20 protein-coding genes are annotated in these 24,020 nt (G+C 40.8%); 15 read left to right on the top strand and 5 right to left on the bottom strand.

Going from position 1 to position 24,020, the window contains the following annotated elements; all coding sequences use genetic code 11:
- Positions 1-17: 17 nt before the first annotated feature.
- The 9 genes from PX700_RS12475 (at position 18) to PX700_RS12435 (ending at position 9,361) form a co-directional block, all read left to right on the top strand.
- A complete protein-coding gene (locus tag PX700_RS12475; protein WP_479520874.1) occupies positions 18-884 on the top strand; it encodes a phosphatidate cytidylyltransferase in 867 nt (288 codons plus the stop codon).
- Positions 881-2,086, top strand: coding sequence for a 1-deoxy-D-xylulose-5-phosphate reductoisomerase (gene ispC, locus PX700_RS12470; protein WP_479520873.1), 1,206 nt, complete (start codon positions 881-883; stop codon positions 2,084-2,086). The genes PX700_RS12475 and ispC overlap by 4 nt, the downstream gene beginning before the upstream one ends.
- A 1-nt stretch (position 2,087) precedes the next feature.
- Complete coding sequence (gene rseP, locus PX700_RS12465; RefSeq protein WP_415638214.1) at positions 2,088-3,440, top strand: sigma E protease regulator RseP; 1,353 nt, start codon at positions 2,088-2,090, stop codon at positions 3,438-3,440.
- A 97-nt stretch (positions 3,441-3,537) separates the two neighbouring features.
- Complete coding sequence (gene bamA, locus PX700_RS12460) at positions 3,538-6,009, top strand: outer membrane protein assembly factor BamA (RefSeq protein ID WP_479520872.1); 2,472 nt, start codon at positions 3,538-3,540, stop codon at positions 6,007-6,009.
- Positions 6,010-6,020: 11 nt separating this feature from the next.
- Positions 6,021-6,539, top strand: coding sequence for an OmpH/Skp family outer membrane protein (locus PX700_RS12455; RefSeq protein WP_024606271.1), 519 nt, complete (start codon positions 6,021-6,023; stop codon positions 6,537-6,539).
- 7 nt (positions 6,540-6,546) lie between these two features.
- Positions 6,547-7,575, top strand: a complete 1,029-nt coding sequence (gene lpxD / locus PX700_RS12450; RefSeq protein ID WP_479520871.1) for a UDP-3-O-(3-hydroxymyristoyl)glucosamine N-acyltransferase — start codon at positions 6,547-6,549, stop codon at positions 7,573-7,575.
- Between the two features lie 20 nt (positions 7,576-7,595).
- Positions 7,596-8,048: a 3-hydroxyacyl-ACP dehydratase FabZ gene (gene fabZ / locus PX700_RS12445; RefSeq protein WP_166421101.1), complete on the top strand. Its 453-nt coding sequence runs from the start codon at positions 7,596-7,598 to the stop codon at positions 8,046-8,048.
- A 2-nt stretch (positions 8,049-8,050) separates the two neighbouring features.
- Positions 8,051-8,821, top strand: a complete 771-nt coding sequence (gene lpxA / locus PX700_RS12440; protein WP_149591849.1) for an acyl-ACP--UDP-N-acetylglucosamine O-acyltransferase — start codon at positions 8,051-8,053, stop codon at positions 8,819-8,821.
- A gap of 147 nt (positions 8,822-8,968) precedes the next feature.
- Positions 8,969-9,361, top strand: a complete 393-nt coding sequence (locus PX700_RS12435) for a septal ring lytic transglycosylase RlpA family protein (RefSeq protein ID WP_415638218.1) — start codon at positions 8,969-8,971, stop codon at positions 9,359-9,361.
- Here PX700_RS12435 and cydC read toward each other — a convergent pair.
- From cydC to PX700_RS12410, 5 genes are read right to left on the bottom strand one after another with little or no spacing between them, the layout of a single operon-like run.
- Positions 9,344-11,089, bottom strand: a complete 1,746-nt coding sequence (cydC, locus tag PX700_RS12430; protein WP_479520870.1) for a thiol reductant ABC exporter subunit CydC — start codon at positions 11,087-11,089, stop codon at positions 9,344-9,346. The two genes, PX700_RS12435 and cydC, sit on opposite strands and share 18 nt — an antisense overlap.
- Entirely contained in the window at positions 11,082-12,875 is a 1,794-nt protein-coding gene (gene cydD, locus PX700_RS12425; protein ID WP_479520869.1) for a thiol reductant ABC exporter subunit CydD, read from the bottom strand. The genes cydC and cydD overlap by 8 nt, the downstream gene beginning before the upstream one ends.
- Positions 12,865-13,029, bottom strand: a complete 165-nt coding sequence (cydX, locus tag PX700_RS12420; RefSeq protein ID WP_008133888.1) for a cytochrome bd-I oxidase subunit CydX — start codon at positions 13,027-13,029, stop codon at positions 12,865-12,867. The genes cydD and cydX overlap by 11 nt, the downstream gene beginning before the upstream one ends.
- 12 nt (positions 13,030-13,041) lie before the next feature.
- Positions 13,042-14,181 (bottom strand): cytochrome d ubiquinol oxidase subunit II, encoded by a 1,140-nt coding sequence (cydB, locus tag PX700_RS12415; protein WP_415638221.1) that lies wholly within the window; start codon positions 14,179-14,181, stop codon positions 13,042-13,044.
- Complete coding sequence (locus tag PX700_RS12410; RefSeq protein WP_165728538.1) at positions 14,178-15,761, bottom strand: cytochrome ubiquinol oxidase subunit I; 1,584 nt, start codon at positions 15,759-15,761, stop codon at positions 14,178-14,180. Before PX700_RS12410 ends, cydB begins: the two co-directional genes overlap by 4 nt.
- A 301-nt stretch (positions 15,762-16,062) precedes the next feature.
- Between PX700_RS12410 and lpxB the strand changes: the two genes are divergently transcribed.
- The 6 genes from lpxB to PX700_RS12380 all read left to right on the top strand — a co-directional run bounded on the left by lpxB (position 16,063) and on the right by PX700_RS12380 (position 24,008).
- Positions 16,063-17,220, top strand: a complete 1,158-nt coding sequence (lpxB, locus tag PX700_RS12405; RefSeq protein ID WP_479520868.1) for a lipid-A-disaccharide synthase — start codon at positions 16,063-16,065, stop codon at positions 17,218-17,220.
- Positions 17,210-17,812 (top strand): ribonuclease HII, encoded by a 603-nt coding sequence (rnhB, locus tag PX700_RS12400; RefSeq protein ID WP_165739349.1) that lies wholly within the window; start codon positions 17,210-17,212, stop codon positions 17,810-17,812. Before lpxB ends, rnhB begins: the two co-directional genes overlap by 11 nt.
- 2 nt (positions 17,813-17,814) lie before the next feature.
- Complete coding sequence (dnaE, locus tag PX700_RS12395) at positions 17,815-21,306, top strand: DNA polymerase III subunit alpha (protein WP_479520867.1); 3,492 nt, start codon at positions 17,815-17,817, stop codon at positions 21,304-21,306.
- Between the two features lie 16 nt (positions 21,307-21,322).
- Positions 21,323-22,279, top strand: coding sequence for an acetyl-CoA carboxylase carboxyl transferase subunit alpha (gene accA, locus PX700_RS12390; protein ID WP_166421094.1), 957 nt, complete (start codon positions 21,323-21,325; stop codon positions 22,277-22,279).
- Between the two features lie 82 nt (positions 22,280-22,361).
- On the top strand, positions 22,362-23,666 hold the full coding sequence (gene tilS, locus PX700_RS12385; protein WP_479520866.1) for a tRNA lysidine(34) synthetase TilS: 1,305 nt from the start codon (positions 22,362-22,364) through the stop codon (positions 23,664-23,666).
- Complete coding sequence (locus PX700_RS12380; protein WP_415638226.1) at positions 23,667-24,008, top strand: hypothetical protein; 342 nt, start codon at positions 23,667-23,669, stop codon at positions 24,006-24,008.
- Positions 24,009-24,020: the final 12 nt, after the last annotated feature.

Here is a 24,020-nt window from a genome sequence, read left to right as displayed (position 1 = left end):
AGAATAAGGGTCACATTTTGTTAAAACAACGAATTTTAACCTCACTCGTGCTAGCTCCATTAGCATTGGCTTTGGTTTTTTATACACCGCTTACGTTATTTAGTTACTTTGCGGGTGCAATTGTATTACTAGGTGCATGGGAATGGTCTGCATTTATGGGCTTATGCGGCAAACTTAAGCGGGGTGCTTTTGTTGTGCTGATTGCCGCTTTACTTGGCTTGCTCAATTTACACTGGCCTATTGAATCATTATGGGAAAATGGCAAGCTAGTCGGCGATGCAAATTACGTATTTACGCTTTCATTTGCTTGGTGGATTGTTGCTAGCTACCTAATTTGGCGCTACCCAGAAATGGCTAAAGCGTGGAATGAAGGCTTAGTTATGCGCGGCATTGCAGGATTACTCACGCTTGTGCCGTTATGGCTTGCACTAAATACACTACGTAGCGCGCAATATGCTGAATCAACACATTTTGGCTCTGTACTTATTTTAGTTGTGCTTGGCATTGTGTGGAGTGCAGATGTGGGAGCTTATTTTTCAGGTAAGAGTTTTGGTAAACATAAATTAATGCCAAAAGTGAGCCCTAATAAAACCATTGAAGGTTTAGCGGGCGGTGTAGTCGCTTCTATCATTTTTGTATTAGCATTTTGTCACTTTACCGATGTTGATTTAGGTGTTTGGCCTGTGTACGCAATAATGACTGCATTTATTGCGTTATTTTCTGCGGTGGGTGATTTGCTTGAAAGCATGTTTAAGCGCGAAGCCGGCTTAAAAGATAGCGGTCGTTGTTTACCAGGGCATGGCGGTATTTTGGATAGAATTGACAGCTTAACCGCTGCAGCTCCAATGTTTGTTATGTGCTATGCGTGGACTCTTAGTTTATGAGCCAAAAGCAATTGCTGGTTATTTTAGGCGCAACAGGCTCAATTGGTTTAAGTACATTGGATGTTGTATCGCGCAATAAAGAGTTATTTGATGTTTTTGTTTTGGCAGCAGGTCAAAACGCAAAAAAAATGGCTGAACTGTGTATTGAACATGAGCCGCTTTATGCGATTATGGCAACGCAGTACGCCGCTGAGCAGTTATCTGCTCATTTAGCTAATACGCAGTGCCAAACTCTTGTTATGCACGGCGAGCAAGCAATGAGCGATTTATGTGCCCACCCTGATGTTGACATTGTAATGTCGGCAATTGTAGGCGCTGCAGGTTTATTGCCAACACTCAGTGCAGTAGAAGCCGGCAAAAAAGTACTGCTAGCTAATAAAGAATCTTTAGTTATGTCAGGTCAGTTGTTTATCGATAAAGTTAAACAACATAAAGCCACCTTGCTGCCAATCGATAGCGAACATAATGCAATTTTTCAATGCCTACCGTCTTCGTTACAAAATGCCAAAGGCGATCAAAAACTACAGCAACATGGCGTAAGTAAAATTTTGCTTACCGGCTCTGGTGGCCCGTTTTTAACGCGTGATATAAATACGTTAAAAGATGTAACCGTAAGTGAAGCCGTTGCACACCCTAACTGGTCTATGGGTCAAAAAATATCAGTAGATTCTGCAACTATGATGAATAAAGGCTTAGAGTTTATTGAAGCTAAATGGTTATTTAATTGTGATACTAGTGATATTGATGTGGTTATTCATCCTCAAAGTATTATTCACTCAATGGTGCAGTACCACGATGGCTCTATTTTAGCGCAAATGGGTAACCCTGATATGCGCACGCCAATTGCCCATGCACTAGCGTATCCTGAGCGAATTAATGCTGGAGTTAAACCGTTAAACTTCTCTGATATTTGTGATTTTTCGTTTACTAAGCCTGATTTTTCTCGTTATCCAAACCTACAATTAGCGATTGATGCGTGTAGTGCCGGGCAAGGTGCTACCACAACAGTAAACGCAGCAAATGAAATAGCCGTAGAAGCATTTTTAAACGGTAGGATTAGCTTTACCGATATATACAAAATAAATGCACAAACGCTTGAAGCCGCGGCTTACACCAATGTGCAAAGCTTAGATGAAATTTTAGAGTGCGATAAATTAGCGCGTATTAGCGCTTCAGAGTTTATAACAAAAGTGGCGCATTAATATGTTTGATTTTTTTTGGAATCTTGGCTCATTTATTTTAGCGCTTGGTATTTTAGTGGCCATACATGAATACGGCCATTTTTGGGTTGCACGTAAAATGGGCGTTAAAGTGCTGCGTTTTTCAATTGGTTTTGGTAAGCCACTGTTAAAATGGCACGACAAATATAATACCGAATACGTGATTGCCGCTATTCCATTAGGCGGCTATGTAAAAATGCTTGATGAGCGCGTTGATGACGTGCCAGCAAATCAACGTCACTTATCGTTTAACGCAAAATCTGTACAAGCACGTATTGCTATTGTTGCAGCCGGTCCAATGGCTAACTTTTTGTTTGCCATTTTTGCTCTTGCGGTGATGTATATGGTGGGTGTTCAGTCGGTAAAACCCGTTGTTGGGAGCGTTACCGAAGGTAGCCGCGCAGAGCAGGCAGGCATTATGCCTTCTCAACACATTATAAAAATTGGCGATGACGATATAACGACATGGCAAGATGCCACATTTGCACTTATGTCTAACTTAGGCGAGCAAAGCGTTGAAGTTATTATACGTGATGAAAACCTTCAACCACGTACTAAAACACTTAATTTAGAAGGGTGGAAGCTTGATCAGCGAGACGTACCACCACTAAGTTCGTTAGGTATTGTGCCATTTAGACCTCAAGCAACTTTAACAATTGCCGCCGTGACTAAAGACTCAGCAGCAGAACACGCTAATTTACAAGTTAACGACACAATTTTGGCTGTAAACGGTGAAACAATAAGCAATTGGCAGCAATTAGTTAATCTTATTACGCAATCAGCTAACAAATCTTTACAATTTAGTGTAAAAAGACAAGATACTATACAATCCATTATAGTAACTCCGAAAGGACGCATTGATAATAACGGTATTGAGCAAGGCTTTTTAGGTGTAGCTCCCGTCGTACAGCAATGGCCTGATGGTTATGTAGAGACTAGAAGTTTTGGCCCGCTCGATAGTATCGGGCGAGGCACAAAAGAAACGTGGCGCTTAATTACACTCAGTTTTGACATGATTGGTAATTTAATTACAGGCCAGGTTTCGGTTAAAAATTTAAGTGGCCCTGTGGGCATTGCAGTAGGCGCTGGAACTAGCGTAAGCTATGGGTTAGTGGCCTTTTTAAGCTTTTTAGCCTTAATAAGCGTTAACTTGGGTGTATTTAATTTATTACCCTTACCAGTGCTTGATGGCGGACACTTAATGTATTACATAATTGAACTTTTTCGTAAAAAGCCAGTCTCTGAAAAGACACAAGAGTTTGGTTTTAAAGTGGGTGCCTTGTTACTCATTTTTCTAACATGTTTCGCTTTGTTCAATGATGTATCGCGCTTGTAGTTACAGCGTGGCAAATTACTAATTAGAACACGATTGTAAAGCACCACTAGTAGTGGTGTTATGCGGTAATACAGTTGTAAAGGATAAAGATAATAAAATGGCTATAAAAAAACATTTGGCAATAACAAGTTTATTGGGTGCAAGTTTTGCAGCCCTAGGCCAAAACTCCTTTATTGTTGAAGACCTAAAAGTTGAAGGTTTACAGCGTGTAGCACTCGGTGCAGCGCTTACACATATTCCTATTAACGTAGGCGATAATGTTGATGACTATACGATTTCAAAAACAATAAAGTCACTTTATCGTTCTGGGCACTTTGATAACATAAAAGCACTTCGTGATGGCAACAACGTTATTTTTAAAGTAACGGAACGTCCTACCATCAGCTTTATTGAGTTTGAAGGCAATAAAGACATTAAAGACGAGCAGCTTAATGAGTCTCTTGATCAGCAAGATATTCGCCAAGGTGAACCACTTGATAAAACCGTTATCGATAGTATCGAAAAAGGTTTAGTTGAGTTTTTTCACAGTATTGGTAAGTACAACGCTAAAGTAGATATCAGTATTACTAAGCTGCCACGTAACCGCGTTAAACTTAAATTAGAGTTTGATGAGGGTGATGCTGCTTCTATCCGCCAAATTAACTTAGTGGGTAATGAACTTTTTTCTAATGAAGATCTTCTTAAACTTGCTGAATCGCAGCAAGATTTACCTTGGTGGCAGTTTATGGGAAGCGATCGCTACCAAAAGCAAACCATTGAAGGCGATTTAGAAAAAATTCGCAGTTATTATTTAGACCGTGGTTATCTACGTTTTAATATCGACTCAACGCAAGTTTCAGTGAGCCCTGAACGTGAATCAGTTTACGTTACAGCTAACTTAACTGAAGGCGTAAAATATAAAGTTAAAGGCTTTGACTTTATAGGTGACTTACTTGGTCGTGAAGACTTAATTAAAAGTGTTATCCCACTTAGAGCGGGTGAGCTTTATAACGGTTCTGTAGTTACTTCATCTGAAGAGTTTATTAAAAGCTACTTAGCACGTTTTGGTTACGCTAATGCTGAAGTGCGTACAATTCCAGAAATTGACGACGAAAACCAAGAAGTACAATTAACACTGTCGGTTAATCCAGGTAAGCGTTTATACGTTCGTCGTATTATTGTTGGCGGTAACCAAAATACGGCAGATGAAGTACTTCGTCGTGAAATGACACAACTTGAAGGTGCATGGTTATCTAATCAAAACCTTGAGCGTTCAAAACTGCAAATTCAACGTTTACCTTACATGGAAAAAGTTGATTTTAATGTAGTGCCTGTTCCGGGTGTTGATGATCAGGTTGATGTCGATTTTACAGTAAAGGAGCAATCAGCAGGTAGCTTTAATGCAGGTCTTGCTTATGGTTCTTACCAAGGCTTACAATTTAACATTGGTGTAACGGAATCTAACTTTTTAGGTACTGGTAACCAAATTGGTTTAAACCTTAATACGTCTGTAGGTTCTGAAAGCATAAGCTTATCCTACACAGACCCATACTTTACGCCAGATGGTGTATCGCAAGGTAGTAGCATCTTTTACACAAACTACGATGCAAGTAAATTCAGCCTTGTTGAATATAAATCTAAAACTTATGGTCTAGGCACCAATATTGGTTTCCCAATCGATGCTGTAAATCGTGTTAACTTTGGCGCTCGTTGGATTAAAGAAGAGCTTTCTGATATTGCAGAGTACGAGCAAACACGTGTACTTCGTGAAACTTTCTTAGATCCAGATAACCCAGATGCAGGCTTTGACTTTACTAAGTACGAGCTGAGTGTTGGTTGGTCGCGTATCACCGTTAACCGTGGTTTATTCCCAACAGCGGGTTCGCGTCAAACGCTAAACTTAACAGCAACAACGCCTAACTCAGATCTTCAGTATTTTAAACTGAATTACGATTCGCGTTTTTACTGGCCTATATCAAACGATCACCGCTGGGTATTCTCAACGCGTGCAGCGCTTGGTTATGGTAATGGCTATGGTTCTACAAACGGGTATGAGCAAACACTGCCATTCCAAGAGTACTTTCAAATTACAGAAATGGAACTGCGTGGCTTTGACCGTAATACAATACTACCACGTGCTGTATCGCGTATACCGCAGTCTATTCCGGGTACGCCTGGTGCAGACGGTGCTACAACCGGTAGCATTGGTGGTGCATCAGAGTTTGATATTCTAATACCGCAAGGTCGTATTGGTGGTAATGCTAAAGCTGTAGCGGGTATGGAGCTAATTGTTCCTACGCCATTCTTAGACGAAGAAAATACCAGCTCTGTACGTACTAGCTTCTTTGTTGATGCAGCAAACGTATGGGATACAGAGTTTAATGTAGACCGTTTTCAAAACTTAGCACCTGATGAGCGTGCTAAATTAGATGACTATTCAGACCCTATGCGCTTTAGGGTGTCAACCGGTCTTTCATTACAGTGGATCTCTCCAATGGGTCCAATGCTGATCAGTTTTGCGTATCCATTGCAAAAAGAAGAAGATGACGATACGAAAACCATCAGCTTTAACATTAGTAACACTTTTTAAAGGAGTTTTTTATGACTAAATTATTTAAATCAACGGCAGTAGCTGTTCTAGCAACGTTGTTGATGGGTACTTCTGCGAGTGCACTTGCACATAAAGTAGGTATTGTTGATATGCAAGAAATTTACAAGCAAATACCTCAAATGGCTAAAATTGAACAGTCTTTACAAACTGAGTTTGCTGAGCGCCGTCAAGAGCTTGAAAAGTTACAAGGCGATATTCGTTTTGAAGCTGAAAAATTTAAACGCGAAAGTACCACTATGAGCCAAGCTCAAAAAGATACTCTGCGTGAAAAAATTCAGGGCATGCAAAAAAATCTTGCTGAACAAGGTCGTCCTTTAGAGCAAGAAATCAAAGCGCGCCAAAACCAAGAGCTTGCTAAAGTTCAAGGTGTAATCATCAAAACGATTGAAGAGATTGCTAAAGACGGCGACTTTGACGAAGTTAAAGTAAAAGACACAACAATTTACTTTAACCCTAAAGAAGTAACTGATCTTTCGTCTAAAGTTGTAGCCGCAGTTAGTAAGAAATAATCACTCTATGCAAAATTATACGCTTTCGCAAATAGCGGAACTTCTAGGCGCCGAACTTCAGGGTGATGGCGCTTTAGAAATAAAAAAAATAGCGACACTTGCAAATGCCCATTCTGGGCATATTGCATTTTTAGCGAACTCAAAATATCGCTCGCAACTTGAGACTACTCAAGCTAGCGCTGTAATAGTAAGCCAAGCCGATGCAGAGTACTTTAGTGGTAGTAAAGTTATTGTTGCTAATCCGTATGTAAGTTACGCAAAATTAGCGCAATTTATGGATACGACGCCACGATCAGCATCTACAGGTATTCATCCAAGCGCTACGGTACATCCAACAGCGATTGTTAGTGACAGTGCCGCTATTGGTGCTAACGCAGTCATTGAAGCTAATGCAGTGATTGGTGACAACGCGCAAATTGGTCCGAACAGTTTTATCGGCGAATGTGTTAAAATAGGTTCTGGCACTAAGCTTTGGCCTAGTGTGACTATTTATCACGATGTTGAAATTGGTTCAGATTGTTTGTTTCAAGCAAATAGTGTTGTAGGTAGTGATGGGTTTGGTTATGCGAACGAGCGCGGGCAGTGGGTAAAAATACCTCAGCTTGGCTCTGTGATCATAGGTAATAAAGTTGAAATAGGTGCAAGTACCACAATTGATCGTGGCGCACTGGACAATACCATTATTCATAGCAATGTTATTATCGATAATCAGTGTCAAATAGCGCACAACGTTGAAGTTAATTCAGGCACCGCAATTGCGGGCTGCACTGTACTTGCAGGAAGCGTTACCATTGGCAAAAACTGTCAAATTGGTGGCATGGTTGCAATTAATGGTCACATGTCTGTATGTGATGGTGTTATAATTACCGGCATGAGTATGGTGACAAAATCAATCACCGAACCAGGTATTTACTCATCTGGTATGCCCCATACGACTAACAAAGAATGGCGTAAATCAATAGCTCACTTGCGTAATCTTTCAGACATGAAATCTCGTCTTAAAGCGCTCGAAGCATTGGCTAAGTCACAACGTTGAACACTAATAAGGATGCTATTTTGGCAAACGAATTAAATAGCCTTGATATTCAAGAAATTTTAGCTTTATTACCGCACCGCTACCCGATGCTATTAATTGATCGTGTTATTGACTTTACACCTGGCAAATCTTTACATGCTATTAAAAATGTTTCTATAAACGAACCAATTTTTACTGGCCACTTTCCAAATCAGCCAATTTTTCCTGGTGTGCTAATATTAGAATCAATGGCGCAAGCTACAGGATTATTAGGTTTTAAAACAGTAGAAAATCGTAGCGAAAACGAATTATATTTGTTTGCAGCTGTTGATAATGCACGTTTTAAACAACCTGTAATTCCTGGCGATACAATGCATCTTCATGTTGAGTTTTTAAAAGAACGTCGCAACATTTGGAAGTTTGCTGCAGAAGCTAGAGTCGACGGCAAAATAGTATGTAGTGCCGAAATTATGTGTGCGAGAAGAGAGTTTTAATAGTGATCCATTCTACAGCAATAATCGAACCTGGCGCTAAACTAGGCAACAATGTCTCAGTTGGTCCATATAGTTATATTGGCAATGATGTTGTTATCGGTGATAACTGTATTATTGAGTCTCACGTTGTTGTTAAAGGACCGTCTACAATCGGTTCTGGCAACCATATTTTTCAGTTTGCGTCTGTAGGCGAAGCCTGCCAAGACAAAAAATACAACAACGAGCCAACTACGCTGATCATGGGTGATAACAACGTTATCCGTGAATGTGCCACAATTCACCGTGGAACAATTCAAGATCAAGGCGTTACTAAAATTGGTAGTAATAATTTATTTATGGCTTATACCCACGTTGCACATGACGCGGTAATTGGCGATAACGTGATCTTTGCTAATAACGCAAGTGTAGCGGGCCATGTACATGTAGGTGACTGGGTTATCCTTGGTGGTAATTCGGGTGTTCATCAGTTTTGTAAAATTGGTGACCATGCATTTATTGGTATGTATTCAGGTGTTAACAAAGATGTACCGCCATTTGTTACTACTATTGGTATGCCAGCAGGCCCAGCGGCTATCAATAAAGAAGGCATGAAACGTCGTGGTTTCGAAAGTGATGAAATTATGGCTGTACGCCGTGCATACAAAGCATTTTACCGTAAGAGCTTAGGTGCTGAAGAAGCTATTGAGTCGCTTAGTGAAGATGCTGCAAAGTATCCTGCTGTGAAATTGATGGTCGACTTTGTTAAAAGCTCAGAGCGCGGCATCGTAAGATAATTCACGCGTTTTGCTTTAAGCATTAAAAAACCACCCTAGATGATAAATCGAAGGTGGTTTTTTATTGTCCTGCTTTTAAGCTAATTCAGTTAATACTCAGGCTACCCAAGTTAGTATGCGCCTAATTTTTATAATAAAAGCCATTCTATGCGTTTACCTAAGTTAATTTTTACTCTTTTTATTACTTCAGTTTTAGCCGCTTGTAGTAGCCAACCTATTGTTAAATCATCTACTGGAGAAGTTACTCAAGTTGGTAAAGCATCTTTTTATGCTGACAAATATCACGGAAGAACAACCGCCAACGGAGAGCGCTTTAGCCAACAAGCTGCAACAGCAGCCCATTTAGAATTTGATTTTGGTACTAAAGTGATTGTTACCAACCTCGCTAATAACAAATCAGTCACAGTAAGAATAAATGATAGAGGCCCGTATGTGCGAGGTCGTATTATTGATTTATCGAAGAGTATGTTTAAAAAGATAGCCGACCCTAAAGTCGGCGTTATTGACGTGTCTGTAAAGGTATTAAAACCGGGTAGTTAGTGCTACATAATCAGGATAAGTGCTACTGAGCTCTTTATGAGAGCCTTGTGCAACCACTTTGCCGTCTTCCAACCATACAACGTTATTCATTTGAGAAAGTAGAGCGGGATCGTGCGTAATTGTTAGTACACTCGCGTTATTCATAACATGCATAATTGCTTGCATTACACCTTGCTTAGATTGGTTATCAAGGCCTTCTGTTGGTTCATCAAGGACTAAAATAGCCGGGTTTTTAAGTAATGCTTGCGCAATAGCTATACGCCTAGATTGGCCTTGCGATACGTTACGTCCGCCAGTACCTAATCGTGTTTTTAAACCTTCTTTTAGCTCATTAAACCATGGGCTTAATTGCGCTAATGAGAGCGCTTCAATCATTTGCTCTTTAGTAGTATTTGGCGCTGCATAACGTAAGTTATCACTTAACGTGCCATCAAAAATATGATGCTGCTGAGCAAGTATATTTATAACGTTTGCGCGTATATCGCTATTTAATGAATGTAAGTTAACAACACTATTTTGATTATTTAGAGTAATGCTACCTTGTTGCAAGGGCCATAAACCAGTCAGTAAATTTACAAGCGTTGTTTTACCGCTGCCGCTTCTACCAACAATCGCTACTTTTTGCTGAGGCATTAGCTCAAAGCTAACATCAGTTAGTGCTGTTTGTTCACCATATTGATAGCTAATATTGTTAAGTGCCAATGTGTTATTTTGCGCGCTAAAGCTTTCATCTGCCTCTATAATTGTATTTTTATCTTGTGAGTTAGCTGCTTTATCTTCAAGTATAAACAGTCGCTCTGCTGCTTTTAATACGTTAGGTAGCTCAATAAACGCATTAGGCAGTAGCAATACACTCTCAAAGCTTGCCAGTACAAACAGGCTTAACATGGCAAGTTCTACATTTACCATAGTATTGGCGTAAACCAACGGAACTATGGTTACTATGCTAGCAAGCATGGCTAATTGAACAACCAACAAGCTTAACCCATCTGAGTTTGCCAGTGCTTTGTGGCGAATAAATAATTGCTGATTGTATTGCTCGCTTAATTCATCGCACTTATTAAGCTGCTGCGAACGAGCTTGATAAATACTCAACTCTCTTAGCCCTGTAAGTGTATCTGAAAGTTCAGAGCGAAGTTGCGCACTAAGCTGCGTTTCTTTATGGCTGTTTTTAGTGAGCTTTGCACTGAGTAAAGCAGGTATAACCACGCCAATAAGTATAATGCCAGTGAAGCAAATAAGGGCGACGTTGCCATTGTAGGCCGACATAAACAGCATGATGATTGGCACACTTAAAAGAGCGACCAGCATAGGAAGTAAAACGTTTAGATAAAACTTGTCGAGTGCGTCTACATCGTTTTGTAATCTGTTAACTAAATCAGCGCTTCGGCTCATTGCTAAATCAACATTGTTAAGCTTACTTAACGTTGCAAATACATTGGTACGTATTTCACTTAGTAATAAAAATGTGGCGTTATGGGTAACCAAACGTTCGCCATAGCGCGATGCTGTTCGTACAATTGCTAAAAACCGAATCGTACCAGCTGGAGTAAAGTAGTTCATTTGCACGCCGGCAATACCTGCAGCCGCCATTGATGCTAAAAACCAGCCAGATATAGCTAACAAGCCCACATTAGCTAATACCGTAATCGTCGCTAAAAATGTGCCTAGTAGCATTGCTTTGTAATGAGGAGCGCAAAGCTTTAATAAGCGAATAAAGTTAGTCATGCATTACTCCTTGCTCAGCTGTTTTGAGTAAATTTGAAAATGCACCATTTTGCGCTGCAAGTGTTTCAAAGTGTCCTTGCTCAGCTATTTTTCCATCGTGCATAACAATTATATTACTGGCGTGTTTAACGGTATTGAGTCTATGAGCAATGACTAACACTAAGTTGTTTTTAGCGTATTCATTAATAGCATCTTGAATAAGTTGCTCTGTTTGGCTATCAAGGTGCGCTGTGGGCTCGTCAAGCACTAAGACTGGTGCTTGTTTTATAAACGCACGTGCCAGTGCAATACGTTGCTTTTGACCACCAGAAAGCCCTTCGCCTTGCTCACCAATTAATGTGTTAAAACCATCGGGTAGGGTATTTATAAATTCAAGCACACCAGCTTGCTCTGCTGCATGTTCAAGCTCTTGCTGTGTGGCAGTGGGTTTGGCCAATTTAATGTTGGCAGCAATGGTGTCGTAAAATAGCGTCGCTTTTTGCGGTATCCATGCAATGTTATTTTGCAGGTAAGTAATATCGGTTGTACTTAAACTCTGCTCATTAATAGATAGGTGGTTTATCACCTCAGGGTGAAACCCTAATAGGCAATCAAACAGGGTACTTTTACCTGAGCCACTACTGCCCACAACAGCAATTAAGCCTTTATTTGGCAGTGTTAAATTTATATTTTTAATGCCTTCGTTACTGTTTGGGTATATAAAATTAAGGTCGGTAATACTTATTGAGTTAATTGTATTTAAAGTTAAATTGTTTTCAGGTGTGCTTGTAGTTACAGGCTCAGCTCCATCACTTGGCAGTGGGGCATTTAAAATCGCAACCATGTCGGCCGCTGCACTAATGCCTTGTAAGCGTGCATGGTAATGGCTACCCAATTGACGTAGTGGTAAATAAAATTCAGGCGCTAAAAGTAGCACCACAAAGCCTGTTGCAAAATCAAGAGTACCAAAAAACAGTCTAAAACCAATAATAACAGCAACGAGTGCCACGCTAATGGTGGCTAAAAACTCAAGTGCAAATGATGATAAAAACGCGATTTTTAAAACATCGAGTGTTGCATGTCTAAAATCATCTGAAATTTTAGCTATTTGTTTAAGCTCGGTACGTGTTGCATTAAATAGCTTGAGTTGGGTTAAACCTTGTACGCGGTCAAAAAAGTAATTGCCCAGTACAGCAAGTTGCTTCCAGCGTTTTTGGTTTAAAGCTTCGGCTTTTGAGCCTACTAAAATCATGAAAAAAGGAATGAGCGGGGCGGTTAATAAAAATATCAACCCAGCTTTATAATCTGTCGGAAAAATAACAACTAATATTGCCAGCGGAATAAGCGCGCTGTAAGCAGCGCCGGGTAAATATTTAGCATAATAGTCGTGAAGAGCTTCTACACCATTATGTAAGGTATTGAGTGAAGCACCTTGGCCGTGTTGTTCTATATAGCTTGGCCCAAGTAAGCTGAGCTTATTTAGAAGTGTTTGGCGCATAGCCGATTTTATTTTAAGTGCAGCAAATGCACTTAAGCGTTCGCTTAATGCTAAAAATATTGCACGTAGTAAAATAATACCAGCTAGCGGCCACAGTAAATATGTAACGCTGCTTAAACTACTGCCTTCAAACATTACATTGTGAATAGTTTGCGCAAGTAAATAGGCGCCTGCAATCATTAGTAATGCGTTAAAAGTACCCAGTGCAATGCTTAATTTTAACCACACTGCAGCGGGTTTACTTTGTAACTTTAAAAAAGCGCGCAGTGACTGCTGCTGCGCGCGATCTGGTCGGGGGTTAGTCGTCATCTTTAGTCGAGTTAGCCTCGTTTAATAAATCATGCATAGGTTGTTCATCATCAGCAATGCTGTTTTTATTTTGATGAAACTCGTACCACATAACATTTATTACACCTAAGGTACAGGCCAAAAGTACACCTAAAATCCAAGCGAAATACCACATAGTTTAGTCTCCTTAGTAGCTACCGTGAGTGTTGTTTTCAATTTCTTCTACCGTTACTCTGCGCCACATTTTTACGTAACACCAGGTGGTGTAGGACAAAATTAGTGGTACAAAAATACACACTGCAACAAACATCACATTGAGCGTTCTATGGCTCGATACCGCATCCCAAATTGTTAAGCTAATATTAGGATTATTGCTTGATGGCATAATAAATGGGAACAGTGAAACACCTGCCGTCATAATTACGCCAATTAACATTAAGCTTGTTGAAATAAGGCCAAGTGCTGGCTTATTTAACTTAGAAAATATAAGAGCACTTAATGCCATTGCAAACGCTAAAATAGGGAAGGTCATTGTCCACGGACGATCGCTGTAATTACTTAACCATGCACCTTGCGCTGTTGTTACTACTTTAGCTAAAGGGTCTGCGTGGCTTTGCGTATCGGGCATAGATACAATTTGGTAACCCGTTAAATTAGCAACCCAAAAACCAGCAGCTGCAAATAATACAATAAATGCAATTAGAGAGTAGCGACCATATTGACCTGAACGCTCTGCTACGGCACTTGCTGTACGAAGTTGTAACCACATACCAGCATGAGCAACTAACATGGTGATACTAATCAAACCAGCAAGTAATCCAAATGGGTTAAGCAAGCCAAAAAATGAGCCTTGGTAGCTAACACGCATTAGGTTATCAATATTAAACGGTACGCCTAAAAATAAGTTACCAAATGCAACACCAAAAACTAATGCCGGAATTGCGCTGCCTGCAAGCAAGCCCCAATCCCAGTTATTACGCCAGCGTTTTGAGTCTACTTTACTGCGGTAATCAAACCCTAGTGGTCTAAAGAATAGAGCAAAGAGTACTAGCATCATGGCAAAGTAAAAGCCCGAAAATGCGGCTGCATAAACCATAGGCCACGCTGCAAACAACGCGCCGCCTGCGGTAATAAACCATACTTGGTTACCATCCCAGTGTGGACCAATGGTATTAATTACCGTACGGCGCTCTGAATCTGTTTTACCAACTAGGCGAAGCAACATAGCAACGCCCATATCCATGCCATCGGTAATAGCAAAGCCAATAAGCAGCACACCAATGATCAACCACCAAAGCATTTTTAATGTTTCATAATCAAAAATCATGATTGCTCTCCTTTAGTTTGCTCAGCTTTGTTTGGTAACTCAAAATGGTATTTACCTGTATGCAGCGAGCTTGGCCCTTGCTTAACAAAACGGATCATCAACCAGCCTTCAACAATGGCTAAACCAGTGTAGAAAACAATAAATCCAGTTAAGCTAATTAGAATGTCGTTTATTGTTAGTGACGACGTGGCTAAAAAGGTCGGCAGTATTTCAGATATAGCCCAAGGTTGGCGACCATACTCGGCAACTATCCAGCCAAATTCTATTGCAATCCATGGCAGTGGAATACTCAATACCGCAGCCCATAACAACCAGCGTTTTTGTTCAATAACACGGTGTGCGTTGTAGTAAAATGCCAATATAAATACACCAAGCATCGCCACACCACAGGCAACCATAATCCTAAATGACCAAAACATAGGGCCTACTTTAGGGAAAGAGTCTTTAACGGCTTTTTGAATTTGCTCTTCGGTAGCATCTACAACATCAGGTGTGTAGCGCTTAAGTAGCAAGCCATAACCTAAATCATCTTTTAGGGTATTAAATGTCGCTATATTTTCAGGCGTGTCTTCACCATTTCTGAGCATTGTAAGGTATTTGTAAGCAATCATACCGTTACGAATACGTACTTCGTGTTGCTTTTCTAGGTCGTTAATACCAGTAACTTGCTCATCGAGCGAGCGAGTTGCAATTAATCCAAGTGCGTAAGGTATTTTAACCGCAGCATGTGTTACTTGCTCTTCTGAATCAGGGAAACCAAATGCGGTAAACGCAGCCGGAGCTTCTTCTGTATGCCATTCTGCTTCAATTGTTGCTAGTTTTACTTTTTGAACTTCGCCTACTTCGTAGCCCGATTCGTCGCCGAGTAAAATTACACATAAAATTGACGCTAAACCAAAACCAGAAGCGACCGAAAACGAACGCTTAGCAAATGCAAGGTCGCGGCCTTTTAATATGTACCAACTACTTATACCCAATACAAACATTGATGCAGCTACATAACCTGCCGATACAGTATGAATAAACTTAACTTGCGCTACAGGGTTAAACACAAGCTCTGCAAAGCTGGTCATTTCCATGCGCATAGTTTGATAGTTAAACTCAGCACCTACCGGGTTTTGCATCCAACCGTTGGCTATTAAAATCCACAGCGCCGACATGTTAGTACCGATCGCCATTAAAAAGGTTGCACCTAAATGTTGGCGTTTAGAGAGTCTGTCCCACCCTAAAAAAAACATACCTACAAAGGTCGATTCTAAAAAGAATGCCATTAAACCTTCAATAGCAAGGGGAGCACCAAAAACATCACCTACGTAATGCGAGTAATAAGACCAGTTAGTACCAAACTCAAACTCCATGGTAAGGCCTGTGGCCACACCAATTGCAAAGTTAATACCAAACAATTTTCCCCAAAACTTAGTCATATCACGATAAATTTCGCGACCGGTCATAACATAAACCGATTCCATAATAACTAAAATCCAGGTCATACCTATAGTTAACGGTACGAATAAGAAATGAAAGAGAGCGGTAACAGCAAACTGTAATCGCGATAGATCCACAAAGGTTTCATCTATCATTATTGGCTCCTTGAGAGTGACGGATTAACAGGGCAACATTTAATTGGCAAAGTTAAGTTTTAATGAACTTTCAGTAATTACTGAAAGTTTGTAATATTATTTACGTTTGTGCAATTTTTGTCAATATGTATATTAGTAAAACTTAATATATATTTCATATGCTACATCAGTATTAAAAACAAACAATACAATAAATTAAATTTAGTGATAAAAAACCAGTTATTTAAAGCGTTTAACCAAACAGTAAAACACGGTAAACTAGTACTCATGAACGCCTGGTTTACTTGTGAAATAAAATCAAATGAATAAAGATCAAAAACAACTACGAATTGGTATTGTGGCAGGTGAACTGTCGGGCGATATTTTAGGCGAAGGCTTAATTAAAGCCCTTAAAAAGCACTTCCCGGATGCTATTTTTGAAGGGATAGCAGGGCCTAAAATGCAAGCGCAAGGCTGTACAACACTTTACGATATGGATGAGCTTTCGGTAATGGGGCTTGTTGAAGTGCTAGGGCGTTTACCGCGGTTGCTTAAAATACGTAAACAACTTGTGCAGCATTTTGTAGATAACCCACCAGATGTATTTATAGGTATAGACGCACCCGATTTTAACTTACGCGTTGAAAAGCCACTTAAAGATGCGGGCATTAAAACAGTACAATATGTAAGTCCGTCTGTTTGGGCGTGGCGCGAAAAGCGTATACATACAATAAGTGCAGCCACTAACTTAGTGTTGGCGTTATTACCATTTGAAAAAGAATTTTACGATAAACACCAAGTGCCATGTACATTTGTAGGGCATACTTTGGCTGACGATATAGCGCTTGAGCACGACGATAGTAAAGCACGTGCAGAACTCGGCTTAAGCCTTGACGACAAAGTACTGGCGTTACTTCCTGGTAGTAGAGGCTCAGAAGTTGGCTTACTAAGCGAAACTTATATTAAAACAGCTGCAGAGCTGCAAGCTAAAAACCCCAACCTTAAAATTGTGGTGCCATTGGTTAACGAAAAACGCAAAGCGCAGTTTACTGATATATTAAACGCTACCGCGCCAAACCTTAATGTTAACCTGCTTGATGGGCAATCAAAATTAGCGATGCAAGCTGCCGATGCTATTTTATTAGCGTCGGGCACAGCCACACTTGAAGGCATGCTTTATAAAAAGCCAATGGTAGTGGGTTATAAAATAAAGCCGTTGAGCTATTGGATTTTTAAAACCTTATTTACGTTTAATATAAAGTACTTTTCGCTGCCTAATTTATTAGCCGACGAAGAGTTAGTCCCTGAGTTTTTACAAAGCGAGTGTAATGTGGCTAATTTAACCAATGCGCTTACCCCAATGCTTAATACCGACAACATTGAGCTAAAAGCATGCTTTTTAGCTATTCACGAAAAAATTAGATTAAATGCCAGCGAACAAGCAGCCAATGCTGTGGCGGAGTTAATAAATGCAAATTGATAGACCCAACGTAGCCTTAATTGCCGGTGTAGATGAAGTAGGTCGCGGCCCACTTGTTGGCGACGTAGTCACTGCCGCTGTTATTTTAGACCCTTCAAAACCTATTGCAGGCTTAGCGGATTCTAAAAAATTAACAGATAAAAAACGCCAAGCACTTGCGATTGAAATAAAAGAAAAAGCATTGTGTTACGCGTATGGGCGCTGCAATCCAACAGAGATTGATGAATTAAATATTCTACACGCAACGATGCTTGCCATGACTCGCGCAGTAGAAGCGTTAAGCACACAACCAGAATTTGTATTTATAGATGGTAATCGCTTACCAAAACTCACGATGCCCGCGCAAGCTGTTGTTAAAGGCGATAGCTTAGTAGCTGAAATTTCAGCGGCGTCTATTTTAGCTAAAGTAGCGCGCGATGACGAAATGATTGAACTCGATAAGCGCCACCCCGAATATGGCTTTGCGGGGCACAAAGGATACCCGACTAAAGCGCACTTTGCAGCGCTTGAGCAGTACGGCGCGATTGACGAGCATCGTAAAAGCTTTAAACCTGTGCAGCGCGTTTTGGCGCAAGCCAATGGTGAGGGTTAAGCATGGCTGCTCCTGATTTTGTTCATTTAAGAGTTCATTCAGACTTTTCGATGGTTGATGGCCTTGCTAAAACAAAGCCTATAGTCGCAAAAGCGCAAGAGCTACAAATGCCAGCAATTGCGATTACCGACCAAATGAACTTTTGTGGTTTAGTGCGCTTTTATGGCGCAACACATAACGCCGGTATTAAGCCGATTGTGGGTGCTGACTTTTGGGTTCGTAGCCCAGAATTTCCTGACGAGCCAAGCCGCTTAACCATATTAGCCAAAGACAACGACGGCTATAAAAATATTACCTTATTAATATCTAAAGCGTATCAACGTGGGCATGTGTTTCATCGCCCAGTGATTGATCGAGAATGGCTGGTGGAACATAAAACCGGCTTAATTATTCTCTCGGGCGCTAAAGATGGTGACTTAGGTAAAGCGTTATTAAAAAATAATCCAAGTGTAATTGAATCGGTAGTTAGCTTTTATAAGCAGCATTTTAGCGATAACTACTATCTTGAGCTTGTTCGAACCAATCGACCGCTTGAAGAAGACTACTTACACATGGCGGTAGAGCTTGCTACCAAAGAACAGTTACCTGTTGTAGCGACCAACGAAGTGGTATTTTTAAAGCCTGAAAACTTTGAAGCGCACGAAATTCGCGTTGCCATTTTTGACGGCTACACGCTTGACGATAAACGCAGGCCTAAACGATTTTCACAAGAGCAATACCTAAAAACATCAGAGCAGATGGCTGAGTTGTTTAGCGATATTCCAGAGGCGCTACAAAACACAGTAGAAATCGCTAAACGTTGTAATGTAACTGTTCAGCTAGGGACTTACTTTTTACCTGATTACCCAACTGGCTCACTTAAGATTGATGAGTTTTTAGTTAAAGTATCAGAAGACGGCCTTGAAGAGCGACTGCAGTTTTTATTCCCCGATGAAGAAGAGCGAAAAGTAAAACGTGTTGAATACGATGAGCGACTTGATATAGAGCTTGGCGTAATTAACCAAATGGGATTCCCAGGTTACTTCTTAATCGTAATGGAATTTATTCAGTGGAGTAAAGATAACAATATTCCGGTTGGGCCTGGTCGTGGTTCAGGTGCAGGTTCATTGGTTGCTTACGCACTTAAAATTACAGACTTGGATCCGCTTGAGTTCGATTTACTTTTCGAGCGATTTTTGAATCCTGAACGTGTATCAATGCCCGATTTCGACGTCGATTTTTGTATGGACAGACGAGACGAAGTAATTGATCACGTGTCGGCTTTGTATGGGCGTAATGCGGTATCGCAAATTATTACCTTTGGCACCATGGCTGCAAAAGCGGTAATACGCGATGTAGGGCGAGTGCTTGGGCATCCTTACGGGTTTGTAGATCGTATTTCTAAAATGATCCCGGGCGATCCTGGGATGACACTTGCTAAAGCGTTTGATATAGAACCACGTTTGCAAGAAGCTTACGATGGCGACAATGAAGTAAAAGATTTAATCGACATGTGTCGCATTCTAGAAGGGTGTACACGTAACGCCGGTAAACATGCGGGTGGCGTAGTAATATCGCCAACCACTATTACCGACTTTGCCGCGCTTTATTGCGATGACGAAGGTAAGTTTCCGGTAACACAGTTTGATAAAAACGATGTAGAAACCGCAGGCTTAGTTAAGTTCGATTTCTTGGGTTTACGTACACTGACAATATTGCAGTGGGCGGTCGAAATGACCAACGTGCGCATGGAGCGCCAAGGTAAAGACCTCGTTGATATAAATACCATCCCACTGGATGACAAAAAAAGTATTGAATTGCTACTTCGCGCCGAAACAACCGCTGTATTTCAGCTAGAGTCGCGCGGTATGAAAGACTTAGTACGCCGCTTAAAACCCGATTGTTTTGAAGATATGATTGCACTCGTGGCCTTGTTCCGCCCGGGTCCGCTGCAATCAGGCATGGTAGATAACTTTATCGACCGAAAACTGGGCCGCGAAGAAATCTCATACCCAGATGCGCAGTATCAGCACGAAAGCTTAAAACCAATACTTGATCCAACTTACGGCATTATCTTGTATCAAGAACAAGTAATGCAAATTGCGCAAGTACTAGCAGGTTACACGCTAGGTGGCGCCGACATGCTGCGTCGTGCAATGGGTAAGAAAAAACCCGAAGAAATGGCAAAGCAGCGTTCAACGTTTGAAGATGGCGCAAGAAATAACGGCATTGACGGCGAACTCGCAATAAAAATCTTCGACTTGGTAGAAAAGTTCGCAGGTTATGGTTTTAATAAATCTCACTCAGCGGCATATGCATTAGTATCGTATCAAACGCTGTGGATGAAAACGCATCATCCTGCAGAGTTTATGGCTGCAGTAATGTCGGCCGATATGGATAACACCGACAAAATAGTTATTTTGGTGGATGAATGTGAAAACATGAAGCTCACCTTACTGCCGCCAGATGTGAATGCAGGCGAGTTTAAGTTTACAGTAAACCTGCAAGGCGAAATTGTTTACGGCATTGGCGCAATTAAAGGCGTGGGTGAAGCACCGGTTGATGCAATATTAGAAGCGCGTGCAAAAGGGGGCCCATTTAAAGATTTATTTGATTTTTGTGCCCGAGTTGACCTAAAACGCTTAAATAAACGCGTAACCGAAAAATTAATTTATTCAGGTGCACTTGATAAGTTAGGGCCAGAAAAAACACAACCAGGGCGTGCTACATTACTAGCTAGCTTAAAGGATGCAATGCGTGCGGCTGACCAACACAATAAAGCTGAGCTGTTAGGGCAAAGTGATTTGTTTGGTTTATTGGCCACCGAGCCTGATGAGGTTGAACAAGCCTTTATTAAAGCCACAGGACTCACCGATAACGAGTGGTTAGAAGGCGAAAAAGAAACGCTAGGCCTTTATTTAACAGGGCATCCGATAAATCAGTACCGCCGTGAACTTAAGCATTATACCAGCGGAAAAATAGTTGATTTACAGCCAACTAACCGTGATGTGTTTGCAACCGCTGCAGGTTTAGTGATTGCCTCTAGGGTATTAATTAATAAAAAAGGAAATCGTTGGGCCTTAGTAACTTTAGATGACAAGAGTGCACGGATTGATGTACGCTTGTATTCAGACGAGTTTGAAAAGTACCAAGATATGCTCCAAGTTAACAATATCTTGGTAATATCTGGACAGGTCAGCTTTGATAACTTCTCCGGTGGTATTACAATGACCGCCAGAGAAATAAACACCATTGCTCAAGCGCGTGAAAAACGCATTAAAGCGATTAAAATGACGCTGAACATGGTGCAAGTCGAGGCAGGTTTCTTCGATAAATTACAAAAAGTACTCGAACCCTATAAAATGGGAACGTGTCCGATCAAGGTTTATTACCAACGTCCAGATGCGTTGGCGCAATTAACTCTTGGGATCGAATGGTGTGTTACGCCGAGCGACGACTTAATTCATAAGTTATCACTCATGGCTGCGCAAGATGTAGAACTAGAATTTAACTAATTAGGTAGTTTAGAGCATGAGCCTCAATTATCTTGATTTTGAGCTTCCAATTGCAGAATTAGAAGCAAAAATTGAAGAATTACAAAATATAAGCCGCGCTGGCGAATTAGACCTTGAGTTAGAAGAGGAAGTCAGCAAATTAAAAGAAAAAAGCGCCAAGCAAAAACAGGAGATTTTTTCTAATTTAGGCGCCTGGCAAGTATCACAGTTAGCACGTCATCCGTTGCGTCCTTACACTCGAGATTATATCGAGCGCATTTTCACGGAATTTGACGAGTTTTCTGGCGATCGTACTTTTGCTAACGATCCGGCTATTTTAGGTGGCGTTGCGCGTTTAGATGGCGAACCAGTAATGGTTATTGGCCAGCAAAAAGGTCGTGACACTGCTGAAAAAATTAAACGCAACTTTGGTATGCCAAAGCCAGAAGGTTACCGTAAAGCATTACGCTTAATGGAAATGGCTGAGCGTTTTAAAATGCCAATCATGACCTTTATCGACACACCGGGTGCATACCCAGGTGTTGGCGCTGAAGAGCGTGGTCAATCTGAAGCAATCGCACGTAACTTAAAAGTAATGGCGACACTTAAAGTGCCGACTATATGTACAGTTATTGGCGAAGGCGGTTCAGGTGGTGCATTAGCGATTGGTGTTGGCGACAGAGTTAACATGTTGCAATACAGTACTTACTCTGTAATTTCGCCTGAAGGTTGTGCGTCTATTCTTTGGAAAAGCGCCGACAAAGCACCACTTGCAGCAGAAGCAATGGGTGTAACCGCAGAGCGTGTTAAAGAGCTAGACTTAATCAGTAACTTAATTGATGAACCTCTAGGTGGCGCACACCGCAATTACGATGGTATGGCACGTAACTTAAAAGAACGCCTTAAACGTGACTTAGCAGACCTACAAGCGCTTACGCTTGAAGAAATGCTTGATCAACGTTACAAACGTTTAATGTCATTTGGTTATTGCTAAACACATTAAATGTTAAAAAAAGCCGCTTATGCGGCTTTTTTGCTTTAAAATGTCCAGAGTTTTCATATTAAAGTGCGCCCATATGCATACATCAGCAATTTATCAGCAATTAAAAAAATCACTAAATAGCTATATTGAGCAAGGCAATACTGCTTTTACAGTGGCGCTTTCTGGTGGCGTTGATTCTGTGGTGTTACTGCATTTAATGCGTATTTTAAAAACAGATAACCCTGCAATTAATGTATCGGCTATTTATGTTCACCATGGTTTGAGCCAGTATGCTGATGACTGGCAACGCTTTTGCAAAAACGTATGTGTTGATCTTAATGTGCCTTTTAAAACCGCGAAAGTAGTTATTGAGCAGCAGTCGCGTACAAGCCTTGAAGCCCAAGCACGCGACGCCCGTTACAAGGAACTTGATGAGCTAAGCCCACAAGGCAGTATTATTTTACTGGGCCAACATTTAAACGACCAAGTAGAAACATTTTTGCTGCGCTTAAAGCGAGGTTCGGGTTTAAAAGGGCTTGGCGCTATGCACCAAGCGCGTTTGCTACAAAGTGGTCGCGTATGTTTTAGGCCATTGTTAAACGTAGCACGCAGCGATATAGAAGCTTTTGCAGCGCAGTTTAGCATTAAGCACATAACCGATGACTCTAATACAGATGAAAGTTTTGATCGTAACTTTTTACGCTCAAAAATAGTGCCTGTGTTAGCTGAGCGCTTTAATGGGTTTGAGCAATGCACTGCACGAAGTATTGAGTTGCTACAGCAACAGCAAATACTACTTGATGAATATACACAGCTCGATTTAAATAAGTGTATTAACGAGTATCAAGCACTGTGTATTAATCAAGTAAGCGAATACAGCGCAGCGCGTATTGCAAATATAGTACGTGCGTGGCTTGCATTATTTACTCAAGTGATGCCATCGCAAAAGCAATTAGAGCAAATTATCAATCAAGCAATAAGCGCAAAAAATGACGCGCAAATGCGTATTGATTTAACCGATGGGCAAATACGCCGCCATCAAGGTTATTTGTACTTTGTAACACCAAGTGCAGAATTAACAGATACTGAGCTTAATCATTCAGAGTTAAAACTTGCAGACGGGCGCTTATTAATTAAAAACACCGGTTGTGGAGTAAGGCCTCCAAAAGCTAATGAACAAGTAACAGTGCGCTTTAATTGTAATAGCGCACGTATAAAACCACTTAAAAAGCCGGGTAGCAATACCGTAAAACATTGGTTTAAAGATGCAAAAATAGCGCCTTGGCTGCGCGCCAGTGTGCCGCTTATTTTTTATAATGATGAATTAGTGCAAGTGGTTGGTTATTTTATGAGTGCTAAGCATGTTGATGAAAATGGTGTTTTTTGGGAGTGTAAATAAATGAGTAAGCAGCCGCATGTTGGTTTGTCGTTAGTGACTAAAGCGCCTATGGGTATGCTAATAACCGCAGTTATTGCTGTTATCGCTAATGCTTTACTTGAGTTAAATATTGTAACGCTGGGCTATGCTGTAGTGGGTGGGGTTGTATCTGCAGCACTTTTATTGGCTTACTGGTTAGGTAAGGGTGGATTGTTTTTTATTTTAGGCGTGAGCCTCCCACTACTTTTAGTATTATTTACACCACTTGCTACTATTACCGCATTACTTAATTTAATTAGTGGATTCTTTTTTGGCTTTTGTGCTGCTTTGTTTATTTATAAATTGGTGAGTGTAAAGCCTTAGTCTTGGAGTTTT

It is taken from the genome of Pseudoalteromonas sp. TP27, from assembly GCF_056470645.1.
The sequence above is the reverse complement of the archived record's forward strand: the minus strand, read 5'-3'. Positions and strand labels throughout refer to the sequence as shown.

What these genes read in the sequence shown, in the direction of transcription:
- ispC (WP_479520873.1), top strand. Translation starts at nt 881, where the DNA reads ATGAGCCAAAAGCAATTGCTGGTTATTTTAGGCGCAACAGGCTCAATT.
- rseP (WP_415638214.1), top strand. Translation starts at nt 2,088, where the DNA reads ATGTTTGATTTTTTTTGGAATCTTGGCTCATTTATTTTAGCGCTTGGT.
- bamA (WP_479520872.1), top strand. Translation starts at nt 3,538, where the DNA reads ATGGCTATAAAAAAACATTTGGCAATAACAAGTTTATTGGGTGCAAGT.
- PX700_RS12455 (WP_024606271.1), top strand. Translation starts at nt 6,021, where the DNA reads ATGACTAAATTATTTAAATCAACGGCAGTAGCTGTTCTAGCAACGTTG.
- lpxD (WP_479520871.1), top strand. Translation starts at nt 6,547, where the DNA reads ATGCAAAATTATACGCTTTCGCAAATAGCGGAACTTCTAGGCGCCGAA.
- PX700_RS12435 (WP_415638218.1), top strand. Translation starts at nt 8,969, where the DNA reads ATGCGTTTACCTAAGTTAATTTTTACTCTTTTTATTACTTCAGTTTTA.
- cydC (WP_479520870.1), bottom strand. Translation starts at nt 11,089, where the DNA reads ATGACTAACTTTATTCGCTTATTAAAGCTTTGCGCTCCTCATTACAAA.
- cydD (WP_479520869.1), bottom strand. Translation starts at nt 12,875, where the DNA reads ATGACGACTAACCCCCGACCAGATCGCGCGCAGCAGCAGTCACTGCGC.
- cydX (WP_008133888.1), bottom strand. Translation starts at nt 13,029, where the DNA reads ATGTGGTATTTCGCTTGGATTTTAGGTGTACTTTTGGCCTGTACCTTA.
- cydB (WP_415638221.1), bottom strand. Translation starts at nt 14,181, where the DNA reads ATGATTTTTGATTATGAAACATTAAAAATGCTTTGGTGGTTGATCATT.
- PX700_RS12410 (WP_165728538.1), bottom strand. Translation starts at nt 15,761, where the DNA reads ATGATAGATGAAACCTTTGTGGATCTATCGCGATTACAGTTTGCTGTT.
- lpxB (WP_479520868.1), top strand. Translation starts at nt 16,063, where the DNA reads ATGAATAAAGATCAAAAACAACTACGAATTGGTATTGTGGCAGGTGAA.
- rnhB (WP_165739349.1), top strand. Translation starts at nt 17,210, where the DNA reads ATGCAAATTGATAGACCCAACGTAGCCTTAATTGCCGGTGTAGATGAA.
- dnaE (WP_479520867.1), top strand. Translation starts at nt 17,815, where the DNA reads ATGGCTGCTCCTGATTTTGTTCATTTAAGAGTTCATTCAGACTTTTCG.
- accA (WP_166421094.1), top strand. Translation starts at nt 21,323, where the DNA reads ATGAGCCTCAATTATCTTGATTTTGAGCTTCCAATTGCAGAATTAGAA.
- tilS (WP_479520866.1), top strand. Translation starts at nt 22,362, where the DNA reads ATGCATACATCAGCAATTTATCAGCAATTAAAAAAATCACTAAATAGC.
- PX700_RS12380 (WP_415638226.1), top strand. Translation starts at nt 23,667, where the DNA reads ATGAGTAAGCAGCCGCATGTTGGTTTGTCGTTAGTGACTAAAGCGCCT.